Source organism: Exiguobacterium sp. s168 (assembly GCF_018619035.1).
Lineage (GTDB): Bacteria > Bacillota > Bacilli > Exiguobacteriales > Exiguobacteriaceae > Exiguobacterium_A > Exiguobacterium_A acetylicum.
In genome coordinates this window covers 22933-41598 of sequence record NZ_JACSNE010000028.1, presented here as the reverse complement: position 1 = coordinate 41598, position 18666 = coordinate 22933, and the positions used below count along the sequence as shown (strand labels likewise).

The 18666-nt window shown below is 48.1% G+C and carries 22 protein-coding genes; 21 read left to right on the top strand and 1 reads right to left on the bottom strand.

Features of this window, described 5'->3' with window-relative positions; all coding sequences use genetic code 11:
• Positions 1–118 precede the first annotated feature (118 nt).
• From KNQ15_RS14135 to rsmI, 9 genes are read left to right on the top strand one after another with little or no spacing between them, the layout of a single operon-like run.
• On the top strand, positions 119–1537 hold the full coding sequence (locus KNQ15_RS14135) for an aminotransferase class I/II-fold pyridoxal phosphate-dependent enzyme (RefSeq protein WP_069940136.1): 1419 nt from the start codon (positions 119–121) through the stop codon (positions 1535–1537).
• The gene (gene tmk, locus KNQ15_RS14130) at positions 1534–2172 is read left to right on the top strand and encodes a dTMP kinase (RefSeq protein WP_029343042.1); all 639 of its coding nucleotides are present in this window, start codon (positions 1534–1536) and stop codon (positions 2170–2172) included. The genes KNQ15_RS14135 and tmk overlap by 4 nt, the downstream gene beginning before the upstream one ends.
• Positions 2169–2498 (top strand): cyclic-di-AMP receptor, encoded by a 330-nt coding sequence (locus tag KNQ15_RS14125; RefSeq protein WP_023466519.1) that lies wholly within the window; start codon positions 2169–2171, stop codon positions 2496–2498. The genes tmk and KNQ15_RS14125 overlap by 4 nt, the downstream gene beginning before the upstream one ends.
• Complete coding sequence (locus KNQ15_RS14120; protein WP_050677360.1) at positions 2498–3490, top strand: DNA polymerase; 993 nt, start codon at positions 2498–2500, stop codon at positions 3488–3490. The genes KNQ15_RS14125 and KNQ15_RS14120 overlap by 1 nt, the downstream gene beginning before the upstream one ends.
• Before the next feature lie 6 nt (positions 3491–3496).
• Complete coding sequence (locus tag KNQ15_RS14115) at positions 3497–4327, top strand: PSP1 domain-containing protein (RefSeq protein WP_029343044.1); 831 nt, start codon at positions 3497–3499, stop codon at positions 4325–4327.
• 8 nt (positions 4328–4335) lie between these two features.
• On the top strand, positions 4336–4686 hold the full coding sequence (gene yabA / locus KNQ15_RS14110) for a DNA replication initiation control protein YabA (protein WP_119182633.1): 351 nt from the start codon (positions 4336–4338) through the stop codon (positions 4684–4686).
• Positions 4687–4737: 51 nt separating this feature from the next.
• Positions 4738–5475, top strand: a complete 738-nt coding sequence (locus KNQ15_RS14105) for a tRNA1(Val) (adenine(37)-N6)-methyltransferase (protein ID WP_029343046.1) — start codon at positions 4738–4740, stop codon at positions 5473–5475.
• Positions 5468–5722 (top strand): GIY-YIG nuclease family protein, encoded by a 255-nt coding sequence (locus KNQ15_RS14100; protein WP_029343047.1) that lies wholly within the window; start codon positions 5468–5470, stop codon positions 5720–5722. Before KNQ15_RS14105 ends, KNQ15_RS14100 begins: the two co-directional genes overlap by 8 nt.
• Positions 5719–6576 carry a 16S rRNA (cytidine(1402)-2'-O)-methyltransferase gene (gene rsmI / locus KNQ15_RS14095; RefSeq protein ID WP_047392712.1) on the top strand — a complete coding sequence of 286 codons (858 nt, stop codon included), beginning with the start codon at positions 5719–5721 and terminating at the stop codon, positions 6574–6576. The genes KNQ15_RS14100 and rsmI overlap by 4 nt, the downstream gene beginning before the upstream one ends.
• Positions 6577–6610: 34 nt before the next feature.
• Here the strand turns inward: rsmI and KNQ15_RS14090 are convergent, their stop codons facing one another.
• A complete protein-coding gene (locus KNQ15_RS14090; RefSeq protein WP_023466531.1) occupies positions 6611–6907 on the bottom strand; it encodes a transition state genes transcriptional regulator AbrB in 297 nt (98 codons plus the stop codon).
• A gap of 324 nt (positions 6908–7231) precedes the next feature.
• Here KNQ15_RS14090 and metG point away from each other — a divergent pair, with 324 nt between their 5' ends.
• The 12 genes from metG (at position 7232) to pth (ending at position 18638) form a co-directional block, all read left to right on the top strand.
• A complete protein-coding gene (gene metG, locus KNQ15_RS14085; protein WP_256375370.1) occupies positions 7232–9211 on the top strand; it encodes a methionine--tRNA ligase in 1980 nt (659 codons plus the stop codon).
• Between the two features lie 59 nt (positions 9212–9270).
• Complete coding sequence (locus KNQ15_RS14080; protein WP_023466535.1) at positions 9271–10038, top strand: TatD family hydrolase; 768 nt, start codon at positions 9271–9273, stop codon at positions 10036–10038.
• Positions 10035–11306 carry a 3D domain-containing protein gene (locus tag KNQ15_RS16965; RefSeq protein WP_047392709.1) on the top strand — a complete coding sequence of 424 codons (1272 nt, stop codon included), beginning with the start codon at positions 10035–10037 and terminating at the stop codon, positions 11304–11306. The genes KNQ15_RS14080 and KNQ15_RS16965 overlap by 4 nt, the downstream gene beginning before the upstream one ends.
• A gap of 66 nt (positions 11307–11372) precedes the next feature.
• Positions 11373–11930 (top strand): ribonuclease M5, encoded by a 558-nt coding sequence (gene rnmV, locus KNQ15_RS14070; protein ID WP_023466539.1) that lies wholly within the window; start codon positions 11373–11375, stop codon positions 11928–11930.
• A complete protein-coding gene (gene rsmA, locus KNQ15_RS14065; protein WP_023466540.1) occupies positions 11927–12805 on the top strand; it encodes a 16S rRNA (adenine(1518)-N(6)/adenine(1519)-N(6))-dimethyltransferase RsmA in 879 nt (292 codons plus the stop codon). The genes rnmV and rsmA overlap by 4 nt, the downstream gene beginning before the upstream one ends.
• An 84-nt stretch (positions 12806–12889) precedes the next feature.
• Positions 12890–13129, top strand: a complete 240-nt coding sequence (locus KNQ15_RS14060; RefSeq protein ID WP_012368950.1) for a Veg family protein — start codon at positions 12890–12892, stop codon at positions 13127–13129.
• 95 nt (positions 13130–13224) lie between these two features.
• A complete protein-coding gene (gene ispE, locus KNQ15_RS14055; RefSeq protein ID WP_023466542.1) occupies positions 13225–14085 on the top strand; it encodes a 4-(cytidine 5'-diphospho)-2-C-methyl-D-erythritol kinase in 861 nt (286 codons plus the stop codon).
• 69 nt (positions 14086–14154) lie between these two features.
• Positions 14155–14994, top strand: a complete 840-nt coding sequence (gene purR, locus KNQ15_RS14050) for a pur operon repressor (protein ID WP_053454586.1) — start codon at positions 14155–14157, stop codon at positions 14992–14994.
• 158 nt (positions 14995–15152) lie between these two features.
• Entirely contained in the window at positions 15153–15464 is a 312-nt protein-coding gene (spoVG, locus tag KNQ15_RS14045) for a septation regulator SpoVG (protein ID WP_064301046.1), read from the top strand.
• A gap of 166 nt (positions 15465–15630) precedes the next feature.
• A complete protein-coding gene (gene glmU / locus KNQ15_RS14040; protein WP_047392689.1) occupies positions 15631–16980 on the top strand; it encodes a bifunctional UDP-N-acetylglucosamine diphosphorylase/glucosamine-1-phosphate N-acetyltransferase GlmU in 1350 nt (449 codons plus the stop codon).
• Positions 16981–17035: 55 nt separating this feature from the next.
• Entirely contained in the window at positions 17036–17992 is a 957-nt protein-coding gene (locus tag KNQ15_RS14035) for a ribose-phosphate diphosphokinase (protein WP_012368955.1), read from the top strand.
• An 88-nt stretch (positions 17993–18080) separates the two neighbouring features.
• Positions 18081–18638, top strand: coding sequence for an aminoacyl-tRNA hydrolase (pth, locus tag KNQ15_RS14030; protein ID WP_023466549.1), 558 nt, complete (start codon positions 18081–18083; stop codon positions 18636–18638).
• The last annotated feature ends 28 nt before the right edge of the window (positions 18639–18666 follow it).

The following is an 18666-nucleotide window of genomic DNA, read 5'->3' as shown; positions in this document are numbered from 1 at the left end:
CCGAAAGTAGTTGGGGGCTTCCCCCTGTGAGGATAGGACGTTGCCAGGCACTTGACCGATCTGCAGATTGCAGGTCGGTCTTTTTGTGTAATCATTTTAGAGGAAAAGGAGTTTTTTCATGAAACACGAACTTCCTATTGTACATGCACTTCGACGTCACTTAGATCGAACGCCCATCTCATGGCATGTTCCTGGACATAAGAATGGGACATTAACACCGCTTCCTGACTTTTTTAAATGGGACGTCACAGAATTACCTGGTCTAGATGATTTTCATCATCCGGAAGAGGCCATTGCAGACGCGATAGCTTTGTTGCGAAAAGTCTATGATGCAAAAGCGAGTCATTTCCTTGTGAATGGTTCGACTGTTGGGAATTGGGCGATGCTTGCCGCTATAGCAACAAGAGGAGAGCGTGTTTATGTACAGCGTAACTCGCATAAATCCGTGTTCAATGCGTTAGAATGGCTAGGCATCGAACCGATCTTTCTTGAACCAGATATTCATGAGGAAACGGGAATTAGTGGCCATGTTTCACGTGAAACATTAAAGGAAGCGTTTACGAAATATCCAGGAGGAGTTGGCGTGTTTATCACTTCACCGACCTATTACGGGGAAGCAGCTGATATCATGTCACTCGTTCAGCTCACAGCGTCGCATGAATTCCCTTTATTAGTGGATGAAGCACACGGTGCACACTTCGGTGAAGCATTTGGTGTGCGCTCAGCATTTGAATTAGGAGCAACCGCGGTCGTTCAATCTGCCCATAAAACGCTTCCCGCACTAACGATGGGAGCATGGATGCACGAGCGATTTTCAGAAAAGACGAGAAGGAAGTTACAGCGAGCGCTTCAAGCGTTTCAGACCTCAAGTCCTTCATATTTACTTCTGGCTTCATTAGACTATGCGCGTTCCTATCGTGAACAATGGACAGTTAAAGGTATGTCAGATATTCAGGCTAGTCATGATGCATTCATCGAAGCACTTCAACGGTTCGATCATATGACGGTCCTTCGCTTCGATGATTGGTCACGGATGACATTAACGTATGAGGGATATTCAGGAGATGCGTTGCTGCACGCGTTACGAGCTGTTCAACTCGATGCGGAATTTGCTCTAGGAGATCACGTCGTCTGTATTTTGCCACTTCGTCCGCTAGCAAAGTCTGAGCAGAATGACTGGGTCCATCGTGTCGAACGAGCCATTCAAATGATGAAATCAGAAGGAATTCCTTTGAAAAGGTATATCGAGCAACCAATTATGGGTAAAATACAGGTATCTGCTTTATCTTGTTCTTATGAACAGTTAGAACAAGCAACAGGTACGTTCCGTCAGCTGGATGAGTGTATCGGTCATGTTTCACTCGAAACGATTATTCCGTACCCGCCAGGCATTCCGTTGATCGTCAGAGGAGAACGTATTACGGCGGAACAGGTATTACGTTTACGACATTATCAAACCGTAGCCGTTCATTTGCAAGGAGGCGAACAATTGCAACGAGGAGCGTTACGCGTCATAGAGGAAGGGTTTGAAGAATGAAAGGTACGTTCATTACTGTCGAAGGACCGGATGGTGCCGGTAAAACGACACAACTACAATTGCTTGGCGATGTGTTAAAAGAAAAGGGCTATAACGTCATGACGACCCGCGAGCCAGGTGGCACACGCGTTGGAAACGAAATTCGTTCGTTGATTTTGAATCCTGATTTTGAAGAGATGAAAGAGATGACGGAAATTCTGCTGTATGCAGCGTCTCGTGCCCAGCATGTCGAGGAATTGATTCGACCGGCGTTAGAGGCAGGCACAATCGTCTTATGTGACCGATTCGTCGATGCGTCACTTGCGTATCAAGGATATGGTCTTGGACATCCGATTGATCTCGTGCGTCAAATCAATGATTCTGCAACAGGCGGGTTGGCGCCAGACCGGACGTATTTGTTTGATTTAACGGTAAAAGATTCTAAAAAACGAATGATGGATCGGGGAGCACTTGATCGAATCGAGCAACGAGATGATGCGTTTCGTGCCCGCGTCTATGATGGTTTTCAGCAGATTGCGGCGTCGGATCCAGAACGGGTACAGATCGTACAAGCCAATCGGTCGATTGAAGCGATTCATCAGGACTTAGTGGAAGATGTCATTACGTATTTAGAAGAAAAGGAGAGATTCTCATGAAAATGGTCATTACGATCGTTCAAGATAAAGATAGCTTACGTTTGGCGGAAGCACTTGTCGAGCATGATTTCCGAGCAACGAAACTGGCAACGACAGGTGGTTTTCTTAAAGAAGGGAACACGACGTTCATGATTGGTGTACAGAGTGAGCGTCTCGATGATTTGTTACGATTGATCAAAAAGAACTGTTCGAGCCGCGAACAGATGGTCTCTCCAATCTCACCAATGGGTGGTCATGCCGATTCTTATATCCCGTATCCCGTTGAAGTCCAGGTAGGCGGGGCAACGGTCTTCGTCTTGCCAATCGAAGGGTTTCATCAATTCTGATGCAGACGTTTCATGAACTGGAACAGACACAATCGGTCATTTCGACGATTCTTCAAAATTCGTTACGGAACGATCGAATCAATCACGCTTATATCTTCACCGGAGACTATGAGCCGCTTCTACTTGAAGCGGCTCACTTGTTCGCGAAAAGCCTTTTTTGTGAGGCACCGGTCGATGTAGAACCGTGTGGTGTCTGTCGTAGCTGTCGGCGGATGGAAAGTGGCAACTTGGTCGATTATTATGAAATCGAACCAGATGGCGCGACCATCAAAAAAGAACAGATTCAACAATTGATGCATGATCTCTCACTCCGAGGACTCGAAGGCGATCGTCAGATTTATGTCATTACCCAGTCCCATAAGATGACTCCGCAGGCAGCGAACAGTTTGCTGAAGTTCTTTGAGGAACCAGGAGAAGGAAAAGTAGCCTTATTGTTGACGAATCAACCTCAACTCCTTTTACCGACGATTCGATCGCGGGGACAGTTATTAAGTTTTCGCCCAGCGGATCGTCAAATGATTGGCGAGGTTTTATCTGAAAAAACGGGACGGGACCACGAGTTGACGCAACTGGCAGCGCGTGTCTATCCAAAAGTCGAGGATGCGGAAGAAGCATTACTCGAAGACTGGTTTGTAAATGCGCGAGCGTCAGTGTTACAATTGATGGAGGAATTAGCGAATCGTCCGGCTGATTTACCGCTGTTCGTACAAGAGAAATGGATGGGACAATTCAAGAACCGTCAGGATGTCCGAATCGGTCTTGAACTCGTCACCTGTTTCTTCGAGGATGTCTTACGTCTGAAACTGAATCCGGCGTGGGAAGGTATGACCTATACGAATAGTAAACCCCAACTTGAACAGATGGGGTCTAAGAGCCAGACGACGATCACCCGCTGGTTGCAAGCTGTGCTTGCTGCAGTCCGACGGGTCGAAGCGAATGTTAATCCCCAATTAACAGTTGAGCGTCTCATGTTTGACTTACAGAAAGGGTAGAGCGACATGCTAGAAGTAGTAGGCGTTCGCTTTAAAGAAGCGGGCAAAATTTATTATTTTGCACCTGGACAAGAGTCATTATCACGAGGACAAGCAGTCATCGTTGAGACGGTACGGGGCATTGAATATGGCGAAGTGGTCATCGCCGATAAACAAATGGACGAAGAAGATGTGGTGTTGCCACTGAAATCCATTCTTCGAATTGCTGACGATAAGGATGCAATGATCGTCCGCGAAAATAAAGTCGCAGCGCTTGATGCGCATGCGGTATGTGTCGAAAAAATCCGTGAACATAAACTCGATATGAAATTGGTCGATGTCGAGTACACGTTTGACCGCAATAAGGTCATCTTCTACTTCACGGCAGAAGGACGTGTCGATTTCCGTGAGCTCGTCAAAGATTTAGCGGCTGTCTTCCGGACACGCATCGAACTCCGTCAAATCGGTGTTCGGGATGAAGCGAAGTTACTTGGAGGCATCGGTCCGTGTGGTCGTGTCTTATGTTGTTCATCTTTCCTTGGTGAGTTCGAACCGGTCTCGATCAAGATGGCAAAAGATCAAAACCTGTCGTTGAATCCGACGAAGATTTCAGGAGTATGTGGTCGTTTGATGTGCTGCTTGAAATATGAGAACGATACGTATGAAGAGATGCGCCGTGATTTGCCGGACTACGGAAAACGTTTGACGGTACCTGAAGGCGAAGGACGCGTCGTTGGCTTGAACATCCTCGATCAAGTCGTTCAAATCGAACTGAAGGATCGTTCCCGCGTCTTGACGTATTCGATGGAAGAACTATTATCCGTTGGTGCCGTAAAACCAAAACGACCAAAAGAATAACGGGGTGCATACGCGTGGAGAGAGTCGATAAAAAAGAAATCATTACGCGTGTCGATGCGATTGAGCAACAGATTCATTTGCTGACTGAGCATCTGAGCGTGTTAAAGGATCAGCTGGCTTACATGATGGAAGAGAACCAACATCTGTATCTGGAGAATCATCATCTTCGGGAAAAAGTCGAACGCGATGAACAACAGCCGGTCACGGAAGCGGAAGAAGCGGAAGCGGGCGTCGGTGCGGGCTACGATAATCTCGGACGATTGTACCAGGAAGGGTTCCACATCTGTAACTTGCATTATGGACAAGTACGAAAAGACGGCGATTGCCTCTTTTGCTTATCCATGTTAACGAAACATTGAGAGGCTGACTTCTACATGAGTCAGTCTTTTTTTCGGAAAGGAAGGCACGACATGTTTGAACTATTACCAGACGAACGACTTGATTATCTCTTAGGACAAGAAGGGAAAATCATTCAAAGTCCATCCGTCTTCTCGTATTCACTCGACGCGGCACTGCTCGCACGATTTGCGTGGGTCCCGATTCAACAGGGACGGATTGCCGATCTCTGTTCGGGAAACGGTGCGATTCCACTCTTTTTATCCTACCGGACGAAAGGGCAGATCACGGGTCTTGAAATTCAACCGCGACTAGCGGAGATGGCACGACGTAGCGTCAACTTGAATGAACTGAACAATCGGATTGAGATGATTGAAGGGGACGTCAAAGAGGCGGGTACGCGTCTTGGATACGGCATCTATGATGCTGTCACCTGTAATCCTCCTTATTTTTTAGCAAACGAGACATCGAACCAAAACCAAAGTGAACATTATACGATTGCAAGACATGAAGTCCTCTGTACACTCGAAGACTGTATTCGAGGTGCATCTGATTTGTTGAAACAAGGCGGGAAAGCAGCGTTCGTCCATCGACCGGAACGACTGCTTGATATCGTTACCTTGATGCGGGCGTATCGCTTGGAACCGAAACGGATGCAGCTGATTTATCCGAAAGCAGGGAAGGAAGCGAACATGCTCTTGATCGAGGGGATCAAGGATGCAAAACCTGGACTAAAGGTCCTTCCCCCATTCATCGTCTATGAAGCGGACAACTCGTATGCGGCTCAGATGAAGGAGCTGTTCGATGTCTGAGCATGCAGTCTATATCGTTCGTTGCCAAGATGATACGTATTATACGGGTTACGCGGTAGACGTCACGCAACGCATCGCGACACATAACGCAGGTAAGGGTGCGAAGTATACACGTGCCCGTCTACCGGTCGTCCTCGTTCATCAGGAGATATTCGCAACGAAGTCAGAGGCAATGAAGCGGGAATATGCGATTAAACAATTAACACGTTCACAAAAAGAACGTTTGATTCAAGGAGGAACCTCATGAAAGCGACGAGTAGCTATCAACAGCAAGGAGCCGGTCTCTATATCGTCCCGACACCAATCGGCAATTTAGAAGACATGACGTATCGGGCCGTCCGGATCTTACAGGAATCCGATATCGTCGCAGCAGAAGATACCCGGCAGACGATGAAACTGTTTCGGCACTTTTCGATTGAGACGAAGCTTGTCAGTTACCACGAACACAATAAACAAACGAGCGGAGAACGACTCCTCGCTGATTTAGAGGCAGGAAAACAAATCGCTCTCGTCTCCGATGCCGGCATGCCAGGTATCTCGGACCCGGGAAGTGATTTGATTCGTCAAGCGATTGCAGCAGACATTCCTGTCATCGTTCTTCCGGGTGCAAACGCTGCGTTAACAGCTCTTGTCGCGTCTGGTCTTTCGACAGAACGCTTTTTGTATTACGGCTTTTTGCCACGGAAGAAAAAAGAGCGTCGCGAAGCGTTAGAGCAATTGAAATACGAAACAGGAACGCTCGTCTTTTATGAAGCACCGCATCGTTTGAAAGAGATGTTACAAGGGGTCGAGGAAGTACTTGGTGATCGTCACGTGACGTTAGCTCGGGAACTAACGAAACGGTATGAAGAATACATTCGGGGGAGCGTGAGTGAATTACGCGCTTGGGCAGCAGAAGACGTTCGGGGCGAGTTCGTCGTTCTTGTCGAAGGATCAAACGAAGAACGACCGGATGCTGTCATCCAAGACAGTGATCCGCTCGAGCAAATCCGCCGGTACATCGAAGAAGGCGAAAAGCCGAATGCGGCGTTGAAGCGTGTCGCAAAGGAACGGGGACTGGACCGTCAGGAACTGTACCTCGCGTTTCACGAAGCAGATTAAAAAAGGAAGCCCCGTCAGGAGCTTCCTTTTGTGTTTATTCGTTGCTTGCGTAGTGACGATCGAGGAAATCTTTTAATTCAACGAGAACGCGTTGTGCGCCATCTGGTGAAAGAATCAATTTACCATCAGCCAATTTGAAGTTATCTTCTGAAACTTCTCCTGTGACTTGGCAAGTCATGTTTGGTTTATATTTTTTAAGGATGATCTGTTCGTTATCGACATAGATCTCGAGGGCATCCTTTTCTGCGATTTGAAGTGTACGGCGTAATTCGATTGGAATTACGACACGACCGAGCTCGTCTACTTTACGTACAATACCTGTTGATTTCATTTTGTTGTTCCTCCTTTGATGTCATGGATCTCTTTTTCTTTTGAAAAATCGTCAAAATTCGACATCGTTTCTATAGAATGTAGAATACTAGACTTTCCAAAAGTAGTCAACCAATCTGAATAGTTTGAAATCAAAATGTCATTTATTTCTCAAAAACACCATATTTGAAACGATTTATTAATGCATTTTCCCTTTTTAAAGGAAATGAAACTATAGAGTGTGTTTTTTTGTAATTTGATGTCTGATGTCAAAAAATGTTTCGATTCGACAAAAAGTGAGTTTCGACATCAGTCCCGTAACAGCGTATAATAGCCTATAATGAAGATGGAAATCAGAGAACGGAGGAATAACATGGCAAAGACATTTTATATCACGACCCCGATTTATTATCCAAGTGCAAAACTACATATCGGTCACGCGTACACGACGGTGGCTGGAGATGCGATGGCACGGTACAAACGACTTCAAGGATTCGACGTCCGGTATTTGACAGGTAGCGATGAGCACGGTCAAAAGATCCAGGAAAAAGCAGCAGAAGCAGGGATCTCGGAACAGGCATTCGTCGACGGTGTCGTCGAGCAGATTAAAGTCTTATGGGATCGTCTCGACATCTCGTACGATGATTATATCCGGACGACAGAACCACGTCACAAGAAAGTCGTCGAAAAAGTGTTCGAAACACTTCTTGAATCAGGCGATATCTATTTAGGTGAATACGAAGGTTGGTATTCGATTCCGGATGAGACGTACTATACCGAATCACAACTCGTCGACGGGAAGAGCCCTGACAGTGGACACCCGGTCGAACTCGTTCGCGAAGAATGTTACTTCTTCCGGATCAGCAAGTACGCGGACCGTCTACTTGAGTACTTTGAAGCGAATCCGTCATTCATCTTGCCAGAATCACGTAAACACGAAATGATCAATAACTTCATTAAACCAGGTCTTCAAGACTTAGCGGTCTCACGGACGACATTCAACTGGGGTGTACAAGTCCCGTCGAATCCGAAGCACGTCGTCTACGTCTGGATCGATGCGTTGACGAACTATATCTCGTCACTCGGTTATGGTACGGATGATCATGGTAACTTCGATAAGTACTGGCCAGCAGATGTTCATCTCGTCGGAAAAGAAATCGTTCGTTTCCACACGATTATCTGGCCGGCACTCTTGATGGCGCTTGACCTCCCATTACCGAAGAAAGTCTTCGCACATGGTTGGTTATTGATGAAAGACGGAAAAATGTCGAAATCAAAAGGAAACGTCGTCGATCCGATTCCGTTGACGGATCGTTACGGTCTCGATGCCCTTCGTTACTACCTCTTACGGGAAGTGCCATTCGGTTCGGACGGTATGTTCACACCTGAAGCATTCGTTGAGCGGATGAACTACGATTTAGCGAACGACCTCGGGAACTTACTCAACCGGACGATCGCGATGGTCACGAAATACTTTGACGGTGAGATCCCAGCCTATACAGGTAATGTGACACCGTTTGATGCGACACTGTCGGATCTTGCAAAAGAAACGGTCACGAAAGTCGAAGCATCGATGGAACACATGGAATTCTCTGTCGTGCTATCGAACATTTGGCAATTGATCAGCCGTGCCAATAAATACATTGATGAGACACAACCGTGGGTGCTTGCAAAAGACGAATCCAAAACGGCGGAACTCGGTTCAGTCATGGTGCATCTCGTCGGCGTCTTACGTCACGTGGCGATCATGTTGCAACCGTTCATGACGCGTTCACCAAAAGAGATCTTCGCGCAACTTGGTCTCTCTGGACAAGCGATGGACTGGGCGGCGCTCGAGAAGTTCGCAGACATCACACCAGGAACAAAAGTTGGAACAGCGACACCGATTTTCCCACGTCTCGACGTCAAAGAAGAAGTCGAAGCAATCGTCGACATGATGCGTCAAGCTTCTGCAGCACGTGTTGAGGAAGAGGAAGTCGAAGAGGCGGATGAAGATGTCCGTCCGGAAACGACGATCGATGTCTTTGACCAAATCGAATTACGTGTTGGTGAAGTCGTGACGGCTGAGAAAATCAAAAAGGCGAAAAAACTATTGAAGCTACAAGTCGATATGGGGAATGAAACACGCCAAATCGTCTCCGGTATCGCTCAGTGGTATGAGCCGGAAGATTTAGTCGGACGAAAAGTCATCGTCGTGGCGAACTTGAAACCGGTCACGTTACGTGGCGAACTCTCACAAGGAATGGTCCTTGCTGCTGAAAAAGCAGGAAAACTTGAACTGGCGACGGTCCCGTCAACGATGGCGAACGGCGCAAGCGTAAAATAAAACCGATGCCTGTGGACTTCATGTCACAGGCATTTTTTTAAAGAAGGAGTCGAATAGCTATGTTAATCGATACACATACTCACTTGAATGCAGACCAATTTGCGGATGACGTCCACGAGACGATCGAGCGGGCACGCGCGAACGGCGTCTCACCGATGATCGTCGTAGGATTTGATCATAAGACGATTGATCGCGCGATGGAGCTCGTCGAAGCGTATGACGATCTCTATGCGGTCATCGGCTGGCATCCTGTCGACTCGATTGATTTTGATGAGGAAGCTTATCAAAAGGTCGAACGGTTGATGGACCATGAAAAAGTCGTCGCGCTTGGAGAAATCGGGCTCGACTATCACTGGGACACGTCACCGAAGGACGTGCAGCAGGAAGCTTTCCGTAAACAGATCCGTCTCGCGAAGCAGAAGAAGAAGCCAATCGTCATCCATAACCGGGAAGCGACAGAAGATACGTTACGAATTCTTGAAGAAGAGGATGCAAAAGAAGTCGGGGGGATTCTGCACAGTTACAGCATGAGTGCTGAATTGCTACCACGATGCCTGGCGATGAACTTCTACATTTCACTCGGTGGTCCCGTGACGTTTAAGAATGCGAAGATGCCGAAGCGTGTCGCACAGGAAGTACCGCTCGATCGTTTACTCGTTGAGACGGATTGTCCGTATCTGACACCGACACCGCACCGCGGAAAACGCAACGAACCAGCTTACGTCCGGTTCGTCGCTGAAGAGATTGCGCAGCTCCGTGGCATGATGTATGCCGATGTGGAAGCGGCGACGACAGAAAATGCAAAACGGGTCTTCCGTCTGCCATGATGCGTTCGTTGACATTCGTTACGATCGGGTGCAGCCTGCTACTTGCGGCTGCACTCGTCTATGGGATGATGGATCATCCACAGACTGTGACTGTCTTGATTGATGGTCAAGAACAGCAAATTGAAACGACAGCTGACTCTGTCTATGGAGCACTCGAAGAAGCTGGTATTACGACGCGTGACAATGATGTGATTGAACCGGCTCTTAGTGCCGACTTGCCGGAAAAACGATTGATCGTCATTCAGCGGGCAAAAGAAATCACGCTGATCATGGGATATGGTGAATCACGTCGGGTTCGGACGCAGGCACGGCAAGTGAAGGATTTGCTTGCAGAACGCGGCATCAAGAAAGCAGACACCGATGATATCTATCCGTCCTCTGATGCTGTATTGACGAACGGCATGACGGTGCGGTACCGGGAAGCTTTTCCCGTTGATCTCGTCGTCGGTGGAAAAGCCCGACAAATCTACACGTATGAGACGTCCGTCCGCGAATTGTTAGCGCGAGAAGGAATCCGCTTGCAAAAAGAAGACCGGGTCGCTCCGGATCCCGACACCCGCGTGACGGAAGGTACGTTGATTACCGTCAACACGACACGTCGTGCGACGTTGACGCAAGAACAGCTCGTTCCGTTTGAAATTGAAGAAGTCGAGGATCCGACCTTACCGGAAGGCGAGCAACTCGTGACGGCATCTGGTCGTCCAGGTGTCCGAACGAAAAAGTATCAATTGACATTAGCTGACGGTCTTAGCAAAGAGAAGAAACTGATTGATGACCAAGTGACACGGACACCTATCAAACAAGTCGTCAAGGTCGGAACAAAACCAATCGAGACGCCTACTGAAGCACCCGTCTTTAACGAAGAGCAGGCGACGAATCCACTAACTGAAACACCGAAAGCCGATGCGGACCTTGATTTTTCGAGTGCGAAGAGTTTGATGGTCGAAGCGACGGCGTATACGAACGATCCAGCTTCGAACGGCAGTCGTTTGTACAACGGACGTGCCTTGACAGCGACCGGGTATGACGTGACGGATACGATTACTTATCAAGGGATGCCGATCATCGCGGTTGATCCGAAAGTCATTCCGCTTGGAACGAAGGTCTACGTCGAAGGAGTGGGTCTTGCGATCGCCCTCGATACCGGTGGAGCCATCAAAGGAAATAAGATCGATGTCTTGGTCGACGGAGAACAAAAAGCGAAGACGTTCGGTCGAAAACAACTGCAAGTCTGGGTCATTCCTAGTGCAACGGAAGCGGACACGTGACGCTTCCTTGTTTTTTTCGTGGAAACAGGTACAATTACGAGAGTGTTTGAAGAAGGTGGAGAGATCATGCGGAAACGCTTAAAAGAAGTCATCGTCGTCGAAGGACGGGATGATACGACACGATTACAAGAAGTCTTTGATGTCGATACAATTGAAACGAACGGTTCAGCCGTTAATGAACAAACGATGCAACGCATCGAGAAGGCACTGGAACGACGCGGTGTCATCATCTTCACGGACCCTGATTTTCCAGGAGATCGTATCCGTGCCCGAATCAATGAACGCGTACCAGGCTGTAAACACGCCTATCTTCCTCGTGCCCAAGCAAAAGATAAGCGAGGGAAAATTGGTGTGGAGCATGCCTCACCTGCCGCAATCGAAGAGGCGCTCGCTGCTGTCTATGAGACGGAAGAAGCACCGGTTGCCGAAGTGACACGTGAGATGATTCTAGCAGCCGATTTGATTGGTGGACCAGCAGCCTCGATCCGTCGTCGTCGTCTCGGTCAGATTCTTGCGATTGGTGAACCGAATGCAAAACAACTCGTCAAACGCGTCGCATCGATCCGAATCACGCGGGCGGAATGGGAAGCGGCATTGAAACAATTAGAGGAGGAAGAAGTTTGAAAGACATTGCTACATTGCACCGGACGAAAGAAATTTTAGCGAAACATGGCTTTTCGTTTAAAAAATCGTTGGGACAAAACTTTTTAATCGATTTAAACGTATTAGGAAACATCGTCGGGGCAGCTGGATTAACGCCTGAAAGCGGAGTACTCGAGATCGGACCAGGAATCGGCTCATTGACGGAACAATCGGCGAAACAGGCGAAAAAAGTCGTCGCTCTTGAAATCGATCAGCGGTTGCTACCGATTCTTGACGATACACTTTCACCGTATCCTCATACGAAGGTCATTCACGGCGATGCTCTTGAACTTGATCTTTCGACGATCGTCGCAGAAGAGTTCACGCAAGAAGGCATCACTGACATTGCCGTCGTCGCGAACCTCCCGTATTACGTCACGACACCGATCATCATGCGGATTCTCGAAGCGAAAGCACCGTTTCGGACGCTCGTCATGATGATTCAAAAGGAAGTCGCTGAACGAATTGGTGCAAAACCGGGCACGAAAGCATACGGTTCTCTATCGATCGCGATTCAGTATTATGCGGAAGCTGAAGTCTGCTTCACGGTTCCAAAACAAGTCTTCATTCCGGCACCAAATGTCGATTCAGCAGTCATCCGTTTGAACATTCGAAAAGAGCCGGCGGTACAGACACAGGATGAGGCATTATTCTTCGAAATCGTCCGAGCAAGTTTTGCACAACGCCGGAAAACGATTTTGAACAACTTGACGACACACTTCGGGAAGACGGAAAAGGCGGCGGTCGAAGCGGCATTGTTGGAAGCTGGAATCGAACCACGTCGTCGCGGAGAAACGCTCAGCCTGCAGGAATTCGCACAGTTAGCGGATGCACTTTTGCCAATTAAAAAACGTTGACGGATACGATTAGAACAGATATAATATTTCCCCTTTCTAATATTTATTTAATATGCTATAATAAATATTAGTGAGGTGAAGCGTATGCCAAAGACGTTGAACGAAATCAGACATGTTTTCGAAACACATGTTGGTGAAAGACTGACGCTAAAAGCAAGCGGCGGTCGTAAAAAGGTCGTAACCCGAATCGGAACGCTCGTTGAGACGTATCCTTCGGTGTTTGTAGTCAAGCTAGACGCAGAGCGCCACAATGTCGAGCGAGTTTCTTATAGCTACGCCGACGTGCTAACAGACTCCGTACAAATCGAATTTGCGAATTCGTAAACTTACCTTCCGAAGCGGACAAAATGTTCGCTTCTTTTTTTGTGGAAAGGTTGATACAATTCCTACAGGAAACGAACTAGAGGAGGAACGGCACGATGACGATTATTGTAAAGGCTCCGGCCAAGATCAACCTAGTCCTGGATGCGACGGCAAAGCGCCCGGACGGCTATCACGATGTACATATGGTGATGACGACAGTCGATTTGGCAGACCGTCTAGAATTGACGGAGCTGCCGTCAGGAGAAATTCGAATGAATGCCCAGCATGCTTACGTTCCGAACGACGAACGTAATCTTGCGTATAAAGCAGCAGCGATCTTAAAAGAAAAATACGACGTCAAGACAGGGGTCGAAATCTTCTTAGAAAAACACATCCCGGTCGCAGCGGGACTTGCAGGTGGTTCTAGTGATGCAGCAGCGACATTACGTGGTTTGAACGAGTTATGGCAACTTGGCTTGACGCTGGAAGAGTTGGCGGAAGTCGGGGCAGCGGTTGGCTCTGACGTCCCATTTTGTGTCATGGGAGGAACGGCGATTGCAACGGGTCGCGGAGAGAAGCTAGAAAAACTTGTTTCACCACCCCCATGCTGGGTCGTTCTTGCTAAACCGACGATTGGTGTCTCGACGGCTGACGTCTATGGTGCCCTTGACTTGAACACGGCAAAACGTCCGAACGTCGAAGCGATGATCGATGCGGTGAAGGCGCAAGATTTCCAAGGCATTTGCCAGTCACTCGGTAATGTTCTCGAATCGGTCACGTTGCCGATGCACCCGGAAGTCGAGCAGATCAAGGAATTCATGGCGAGTTGTGGCGCAGAAGGCGTCTTGATGAGCGGAAGTGGTCCGACGGTCTTTGCGTTGACGGAACACGAGAATCGGGCACAACGTCTCTATAATGGATTACGCGGCTTTTGTAACGAAGTCTACGTCGTTCGTCTTTTAGGCGAAAACCATTGATAATATCCGTATGAAAATGATATATTCACTATTGAATATTCGGAATTACGGAGAGGTGGAACAAAACAAATGAAAATTCGGAGAAGTGGTCGATTGGTCGACATGACGCGGTACTTGCTTGACCATCCCCATCATCTCGTCTCATTGACGATTTTTGCAGAACGCTATAAATCGGCGAAATCGTCGATCAGTGAAGATTTAGATATCGTCAGCGAGATGTTAGAGCATGAGGGAACGGGACGTCTCGTCACGGTACCAGGTGCTGCGGGTGGCGTCATGTTCATCCCGACGTGGAGCAGTAAGAAGGCGTTACCGTTCATCGACGATCTATGTGAACGTGTCGCACGTCCAGATCGACTGTTGCCAGGGGGATACCTTTATTTGACGGACTTACTAGGGGATCCGAAGATGGTCAAACAAATGGGGCAAGTGTTTGCATCTGTCTTTAGCCAAAAGAAAGTCGATGTCGTCATGACAATCGCGACGAAAGGGATTCCACTTGCTTATGCGGTCGCTGAGCAACTTGGTGTGCCGTTCGTCATCGTGCGTTCGGATAGTCGCGTGACAGAAGGTTCAACGGTCAGTATCAACTATGTCTCAGGTTCTTCAAAAGCGATTCGGACGATGGCACTTGCGCGTCGGAGTTTACCACGCGGGGCGAACGTCTTATTGATCGATGACTTCATGAAAGCCGGCGGAACGATTCGCGGAATGATGAGTCTCTTGAGCGAGTTCGAAGCAAAGGTCGCAGGTGTGGGTGTCTTGATCGAGGCAGAGGGTGCCGAGAAGAAGATGGTCAACGAATACGTCAGCTTAATGAAATTAGCGGACGTCGACGTCGATCTTGGTCAAATTCAAGTCAAGCGTGGAAACGTCGATCACTATTTCTCGGAAGTAGAGACTACCTGAAATTGACAGCCGCATGGATTGTAACTATACTGTAATTATCAAACTTTTGGAAATTATGCGTAAAAAGATTGGGAAAGACTAAACCTTTGTTTGTTTTAAGCCGTAAGTAGAAGTAGACAACGAAGAGTTGTGACAACGGTTAAAGGGGTGCGGACAAAATGAACGTTACGGACGTTAAAATTCGTCGCGTCGTGGCAGAGGGTCGAATGAAAGCACTTGCCTCTATTACGCTCGACCACGAATTCGTGGTACATGATTTGCGTGTGATCGAAGGGAACAGTGGTCTCTTCGTCGCCATGCCAAGCAAACGAACGCAAGAAGGTATCTTCCGGGATGTCGCTCATCCAATCAATGCATTAATGCGAAAAAAGGTCGAAGATTCGGTACTCGAAGCCTATGCGGCACGTGAGGATCAAGAAGAAGGTCTCGGTTACGAAGTCTCTTCTGCCCAAACGACAGATCAAGCATAAGAAAAAGACAGGTTTTCTCTTCTTGGGAAAAGCTGTCTTTTTTCTCGTTTTTCCTCGATTCCGCTTCGTCCCATCATTGAATAACGATGCCATTTTCGTTATAGTTGGAACGAGTGTACTATTTCAGAACGAAATCAACACTAATTTACGTGGAGGAGCGACAAGGATGAATCATTTCGCGGTAATTCTAGCAGCGGGTAAAGGAACTCGGATGAAATCGAAGCTTTACAAAGTACTTCACCCAGTCGCTGGGAAACCTATGGTACAGCACGTCGTCGATCAATTAGCGACGCTCGGCGTCAAGCGACAGGTCGTCATCGTCGGTCACGGTGCGGAATCCGTCAAAGAAGTGCTTGGCACATCGGTGGAATACGCACTTCAAAGTGAGCAGCTTGGCACAGGTCATGCTGTTCAAATGGCAGAACCCGTACTCGGGAACGAACAGGGAGCAACACTCGTCGTCTGTGGCGATACACCACTCTTGACGAGCGAGACACTGTCTTCATTGTTACAACATCATACGGATACGAACGCAAAAGTGACTGTCTTGACGGCACTCGCTGACGATCCGACAGGTTACGGACGAATCGTGCGTGGCGAAGATGGAAACGTCTCGAAAATCGTCGAGCACAAGGATGCGAATGCAGAAGAACTTGCACTTCGGGAAATCAATACAGGTACGTATGTATTTGATAACGAGATGTTGTTCGCAACGCTGAAGCAGGTCAAGAACGATAACGCGCAAGGTGAGTATTACTTACCAGACGTGATTGAGATTGCTAAAGCAGCAGGCGAAACGATCGCAGCGTATGCGGCACCTACGTTCGAAGAGACAATCGGTGTCAACGATCGCGTCGCACTTGCGCAAGCGGAAACATCGATGCGTAAGCGGACGAACGAGTACTGGATGCGTCAGGGTGTCACATTCGTTGACCCGTCTTCGACGTATATCGGACCGGACGTCACGATTGGTTCAGATACTGTTCTTTATCCGGGAACGCAATTACTCGGTCGCACGGTCATTGGTTCAGAATGTACGATTGGTCCGAACTCGGATATTCGCAATAGTGAAGTGGCAGATGGTGCCATTGTTCGTCAATCCGTCGTCACGGATAGCAAGATTGGTCCAGCGGCACAAGTCGGTCCATTCGCGCATTTACGTCAGCAAGCGGTTCTCGGTGCGAACACACGCGTCGGAAACTTTGTTGAGATCAAGAAATCAACATTTGGCGAAGGTAGCAAATCAGCACACCTGAGCTATGTCGGAGATGCGACGATCGGAGAGAACGTCAACCTCGGTTGTGGATCAATCACGGTCAACTACGATGGAAAAAATAAATTCCAGACGATCATTGAAGACGATGCCTTCATCGGCTGTAACGTCAACTTGATTGCACCGGTCACGGTCGGCAAGAACGCCCTTGTTGCTGCCGGATCAACCGTCACGGATGATGTGCCGGAAAACGGTCTCGCGATCGCACGGGAACGTCAAACGACGAAACCTGATTATCGTTAATTCATTACTTGTCGCTCTACTCGTCTAAACCCAAACAAATGGAGGCCACCTACACATGTCTACTGTCTTAGAACATGAAATTCGTATTTTCGCACTCAACTCGAACAAACCACTGGCAGAGGAAATCGCTAAAGTCATCGGAATCCCGGTGAGCGAAAGTTCAGTCAAACACTTCAGTGATGGCGAAATTTCGATGAACATCGAAGAAAGTGTCCGGGGGGATGATATTTACATCATTCAATCGACAAGCCAACCAGTCAACGAAAACCTGATGGAACTTCTCATCATGATCGATGCACTGAAACGGGCGTCTGCACGGACAATCAACGTCGTCATTCCATATTACGGTTATGCGCGTCAAGACCGCAAAGCACGTTCACGTGAGCCAATCACGGCGAAACTCGTTGCGAACTTGCTTGAAGTAGCAGGGGCGACACGCGTCGTGACGATGGATCTCCATGCAGCACAAATCCAAGGGTTCTTCGATATTCCAGTAGATCAATTGATGGGTGTACCGCTTCTCGCTTCATACTTCGAGAAAAAGAACATCGATCCAAACGAACTCGTCATCGTTTCTCCAGACCATGGCGGTGTCACACGGGCACGTAAATTAGCAGAACAATTAAAAGCACCGATCGCGATCATCGACAAACGCCGTCCGAAACCGAACGTCGCAGAAGTCATGAACATCGTCGGTCAAGTCGATGGCAAGATTGCCATCATCATCGATGACATCATCGATACAGCGGGTACGATCACACTTGCAGCGAACGCTTTGATCGAAAACGGAGCGAAACAAGTCTATGCATGTTGTACACACCCTGTTCTTTCGGGTCCAGCAATGGAGCGAATCGAGAACTCAGCGATCGAAGAACTCGTCGTCTTGAACACGATTGACTTGACACAACGCGAATGTGCAAGCAAAATCAAACAAATCTCTGTGGCACGCTTGCTTGCAGAAGCAATCATCCGTGTACACGAACAGAAATCAATCAGCCCGCTCTTCAGCTGATTGCTTGATGCATACGAACGACGTGGTCCGGTTTATTGAAATCGGACCCTTGTTCGTTTACTTTTTTAAACAGAAATGAGGAATCGATATGAAATGTATCGTCGGATTAGGGAATCCTGGAGCAAAGTATGCGAATACGCGCCACAACATCGGTTTTCTCGCGATTGATGCCTTAGCGGAGAAGCACGGGATCAAGCTCTCAGAATCGAAGTTTAAAGCCCTCTTCGGAACGGGAATGATAAACGGAGAGCGTGTCGTACTCGTGAAGCCATTAACGTATATGAACTTATCAGGTGAAGCGGTTCGACCTTTGCTTGATTTTTATAAGATCGCGGTCGAGGATGTTCTCGTTATCTATGATGATCTGGATTTACCGCTTGAGAAATTACGCTTGCGTTCAAAAGGAAGTGCAGGCGGTCATAATGGCGTCAAGTCCTTGATCCAGCATCTCGGTACGCAGGAGATCAAGCGCCTTAAGCTCGGCGTCGGTCGACCACCGGCACCCATCCAAGTCATTGACTGGGTGTTGATGAACTTTTCGAAGGCGGAACAAGGAAGTTTGCAACACGTACTCAATGCGTCTGTCGATGTAGCGACGGACTTCATAGACACACCGTTTCTCGCTTTGATGAATCGGTATAACTGAACGCAACGCTTTGGGGCTCCAAAGCGTT

Coding starts and splice junctions, on each gene's coding strand:
- purR (WP_053454586.1), top strand. CDS start 14,155: ATGAAAATTCGGAGAAGTGGTCGATTGGTCGACATGACGCGGTACTTG.
- metG (WP_256375370.1), top strand. CDS start 7,232: ATGGAAATCAGAGAACGGAGGAATAACATGGCAAAGACATTTTATATC.
- rnmV (WP_023466539.1), top strand. CDS start 11,373: ATGCGGAAACGCTTAAAAGAAGTCATCGTCGTCGAAGGACGGGATGAT.
- KNQ15_RS16965 (WP_047392709.1), top strand. CDS start 10,035: ATGATGCGTTCGTTGACATTCGTTACGATCGGGTGCAGCCTGCTACTT.
- pth (WP_023466549.1), top strand. CDS start 18,081: ATGAAATGTATCGTCGGATTAGGGAATCCTGGAGCAAAGTATGCGAAT.
- ispE (WP_023466542.1), top strand. CDS start 13,225: ATGACGATTATTGTAAAGGCTCCGGCCAAGATCAACCTAGTCCTGGAT.
- KNQ15_RS14100 (WP_029343047.1), top strand. CDS start 5,468: ATGTCTGAGCATGCAGTCTATATCGTTCGTTGCCAAGATGATACGTAT.
- KNQ15_RS14090 (WP_023466531.1), bottom strand. CDS start 6,907: ATGAAATCAACAGGTATTGTACGTAAAGTAGACGAGCTCGGTCGTGTC.
- KNQ15_RS14120 (WP_050677360.1), top strand. CDS start 2,498: ATGCAGACGTTTCATGAACTGGAACAGACACAATCGGTCATTTCGACG.
- KNQ15_RS14060 (WP_012368950.1), top strand. CDS start 12,890: ATGCCAAAGACGTTGAACGAAATCAGACATGTTTTCGAAACACATGTT.
- KNQ15_RS14080 (WP_023466535.1), top strand. CDS start 9,271: ATGTTAATCGATACACATACTCACTTGAATGCAGACCAATTTGCGGAT.
- glmU (WP_047392689.1), top strand. CDS start 15,631: ATGAATCATTTCGCGGTAATTCTAGCAGCGGGTAAAGGAACTCGGATG.
- KNQ15_RS14105 (WP_029343046.1), top strand. CDS start 4,738: ATGTTTGAACTATTACCAGACGAACGACTTGATTATCTCTTAGGACAA.
- tmk (WP_029343042.1), top strand. CDS start 1,534: ATGAAAGGTACGTTCATTACTGTCGAAGGACCGGATGGTGCCGGTAAA.
- KNQ15_RS14135 (WP_069940136.1), top strand. CDS start 119: ATGAAACACGAACTTCCTATTGTACATGCACTTCGACGTCACTTAGAT.
- KNQ15_RS14035 (WP_012368955.1), top strand. CDS start 17,036: ATGTCTACTGTCTTAGAACATGAAATTCGTATTTTCGCACTCAACTCG.
- KNQ15_RS14125 (WP_023466519.1), top strand. CDS start 2,169: ATGAAAATGGTCATTACGATCGTTCAAGATAAAGATAGCTTACGTTTG.
- spoVG (WP_064301046.1), top strand. CDS start 15,153: ATGAACGTTACGGACGTTAAAATTCGTCGCGTCGTGGCAGAGGGTCGA.
- KNQ15_RS14115 (WP_029343044.1), top strand. CDS start 3,497: ATGCTAGAAGTAGTAGGCGTTCGCTTTAAAGAAGCGGGCAAAATTTAT.
- rsmI (WP_047392712.1), top strand. CDS start 5,719: ATGAAAGCGACGAGTAGCTATCAACAGCAAGGAGCCGGTCTCTATATC.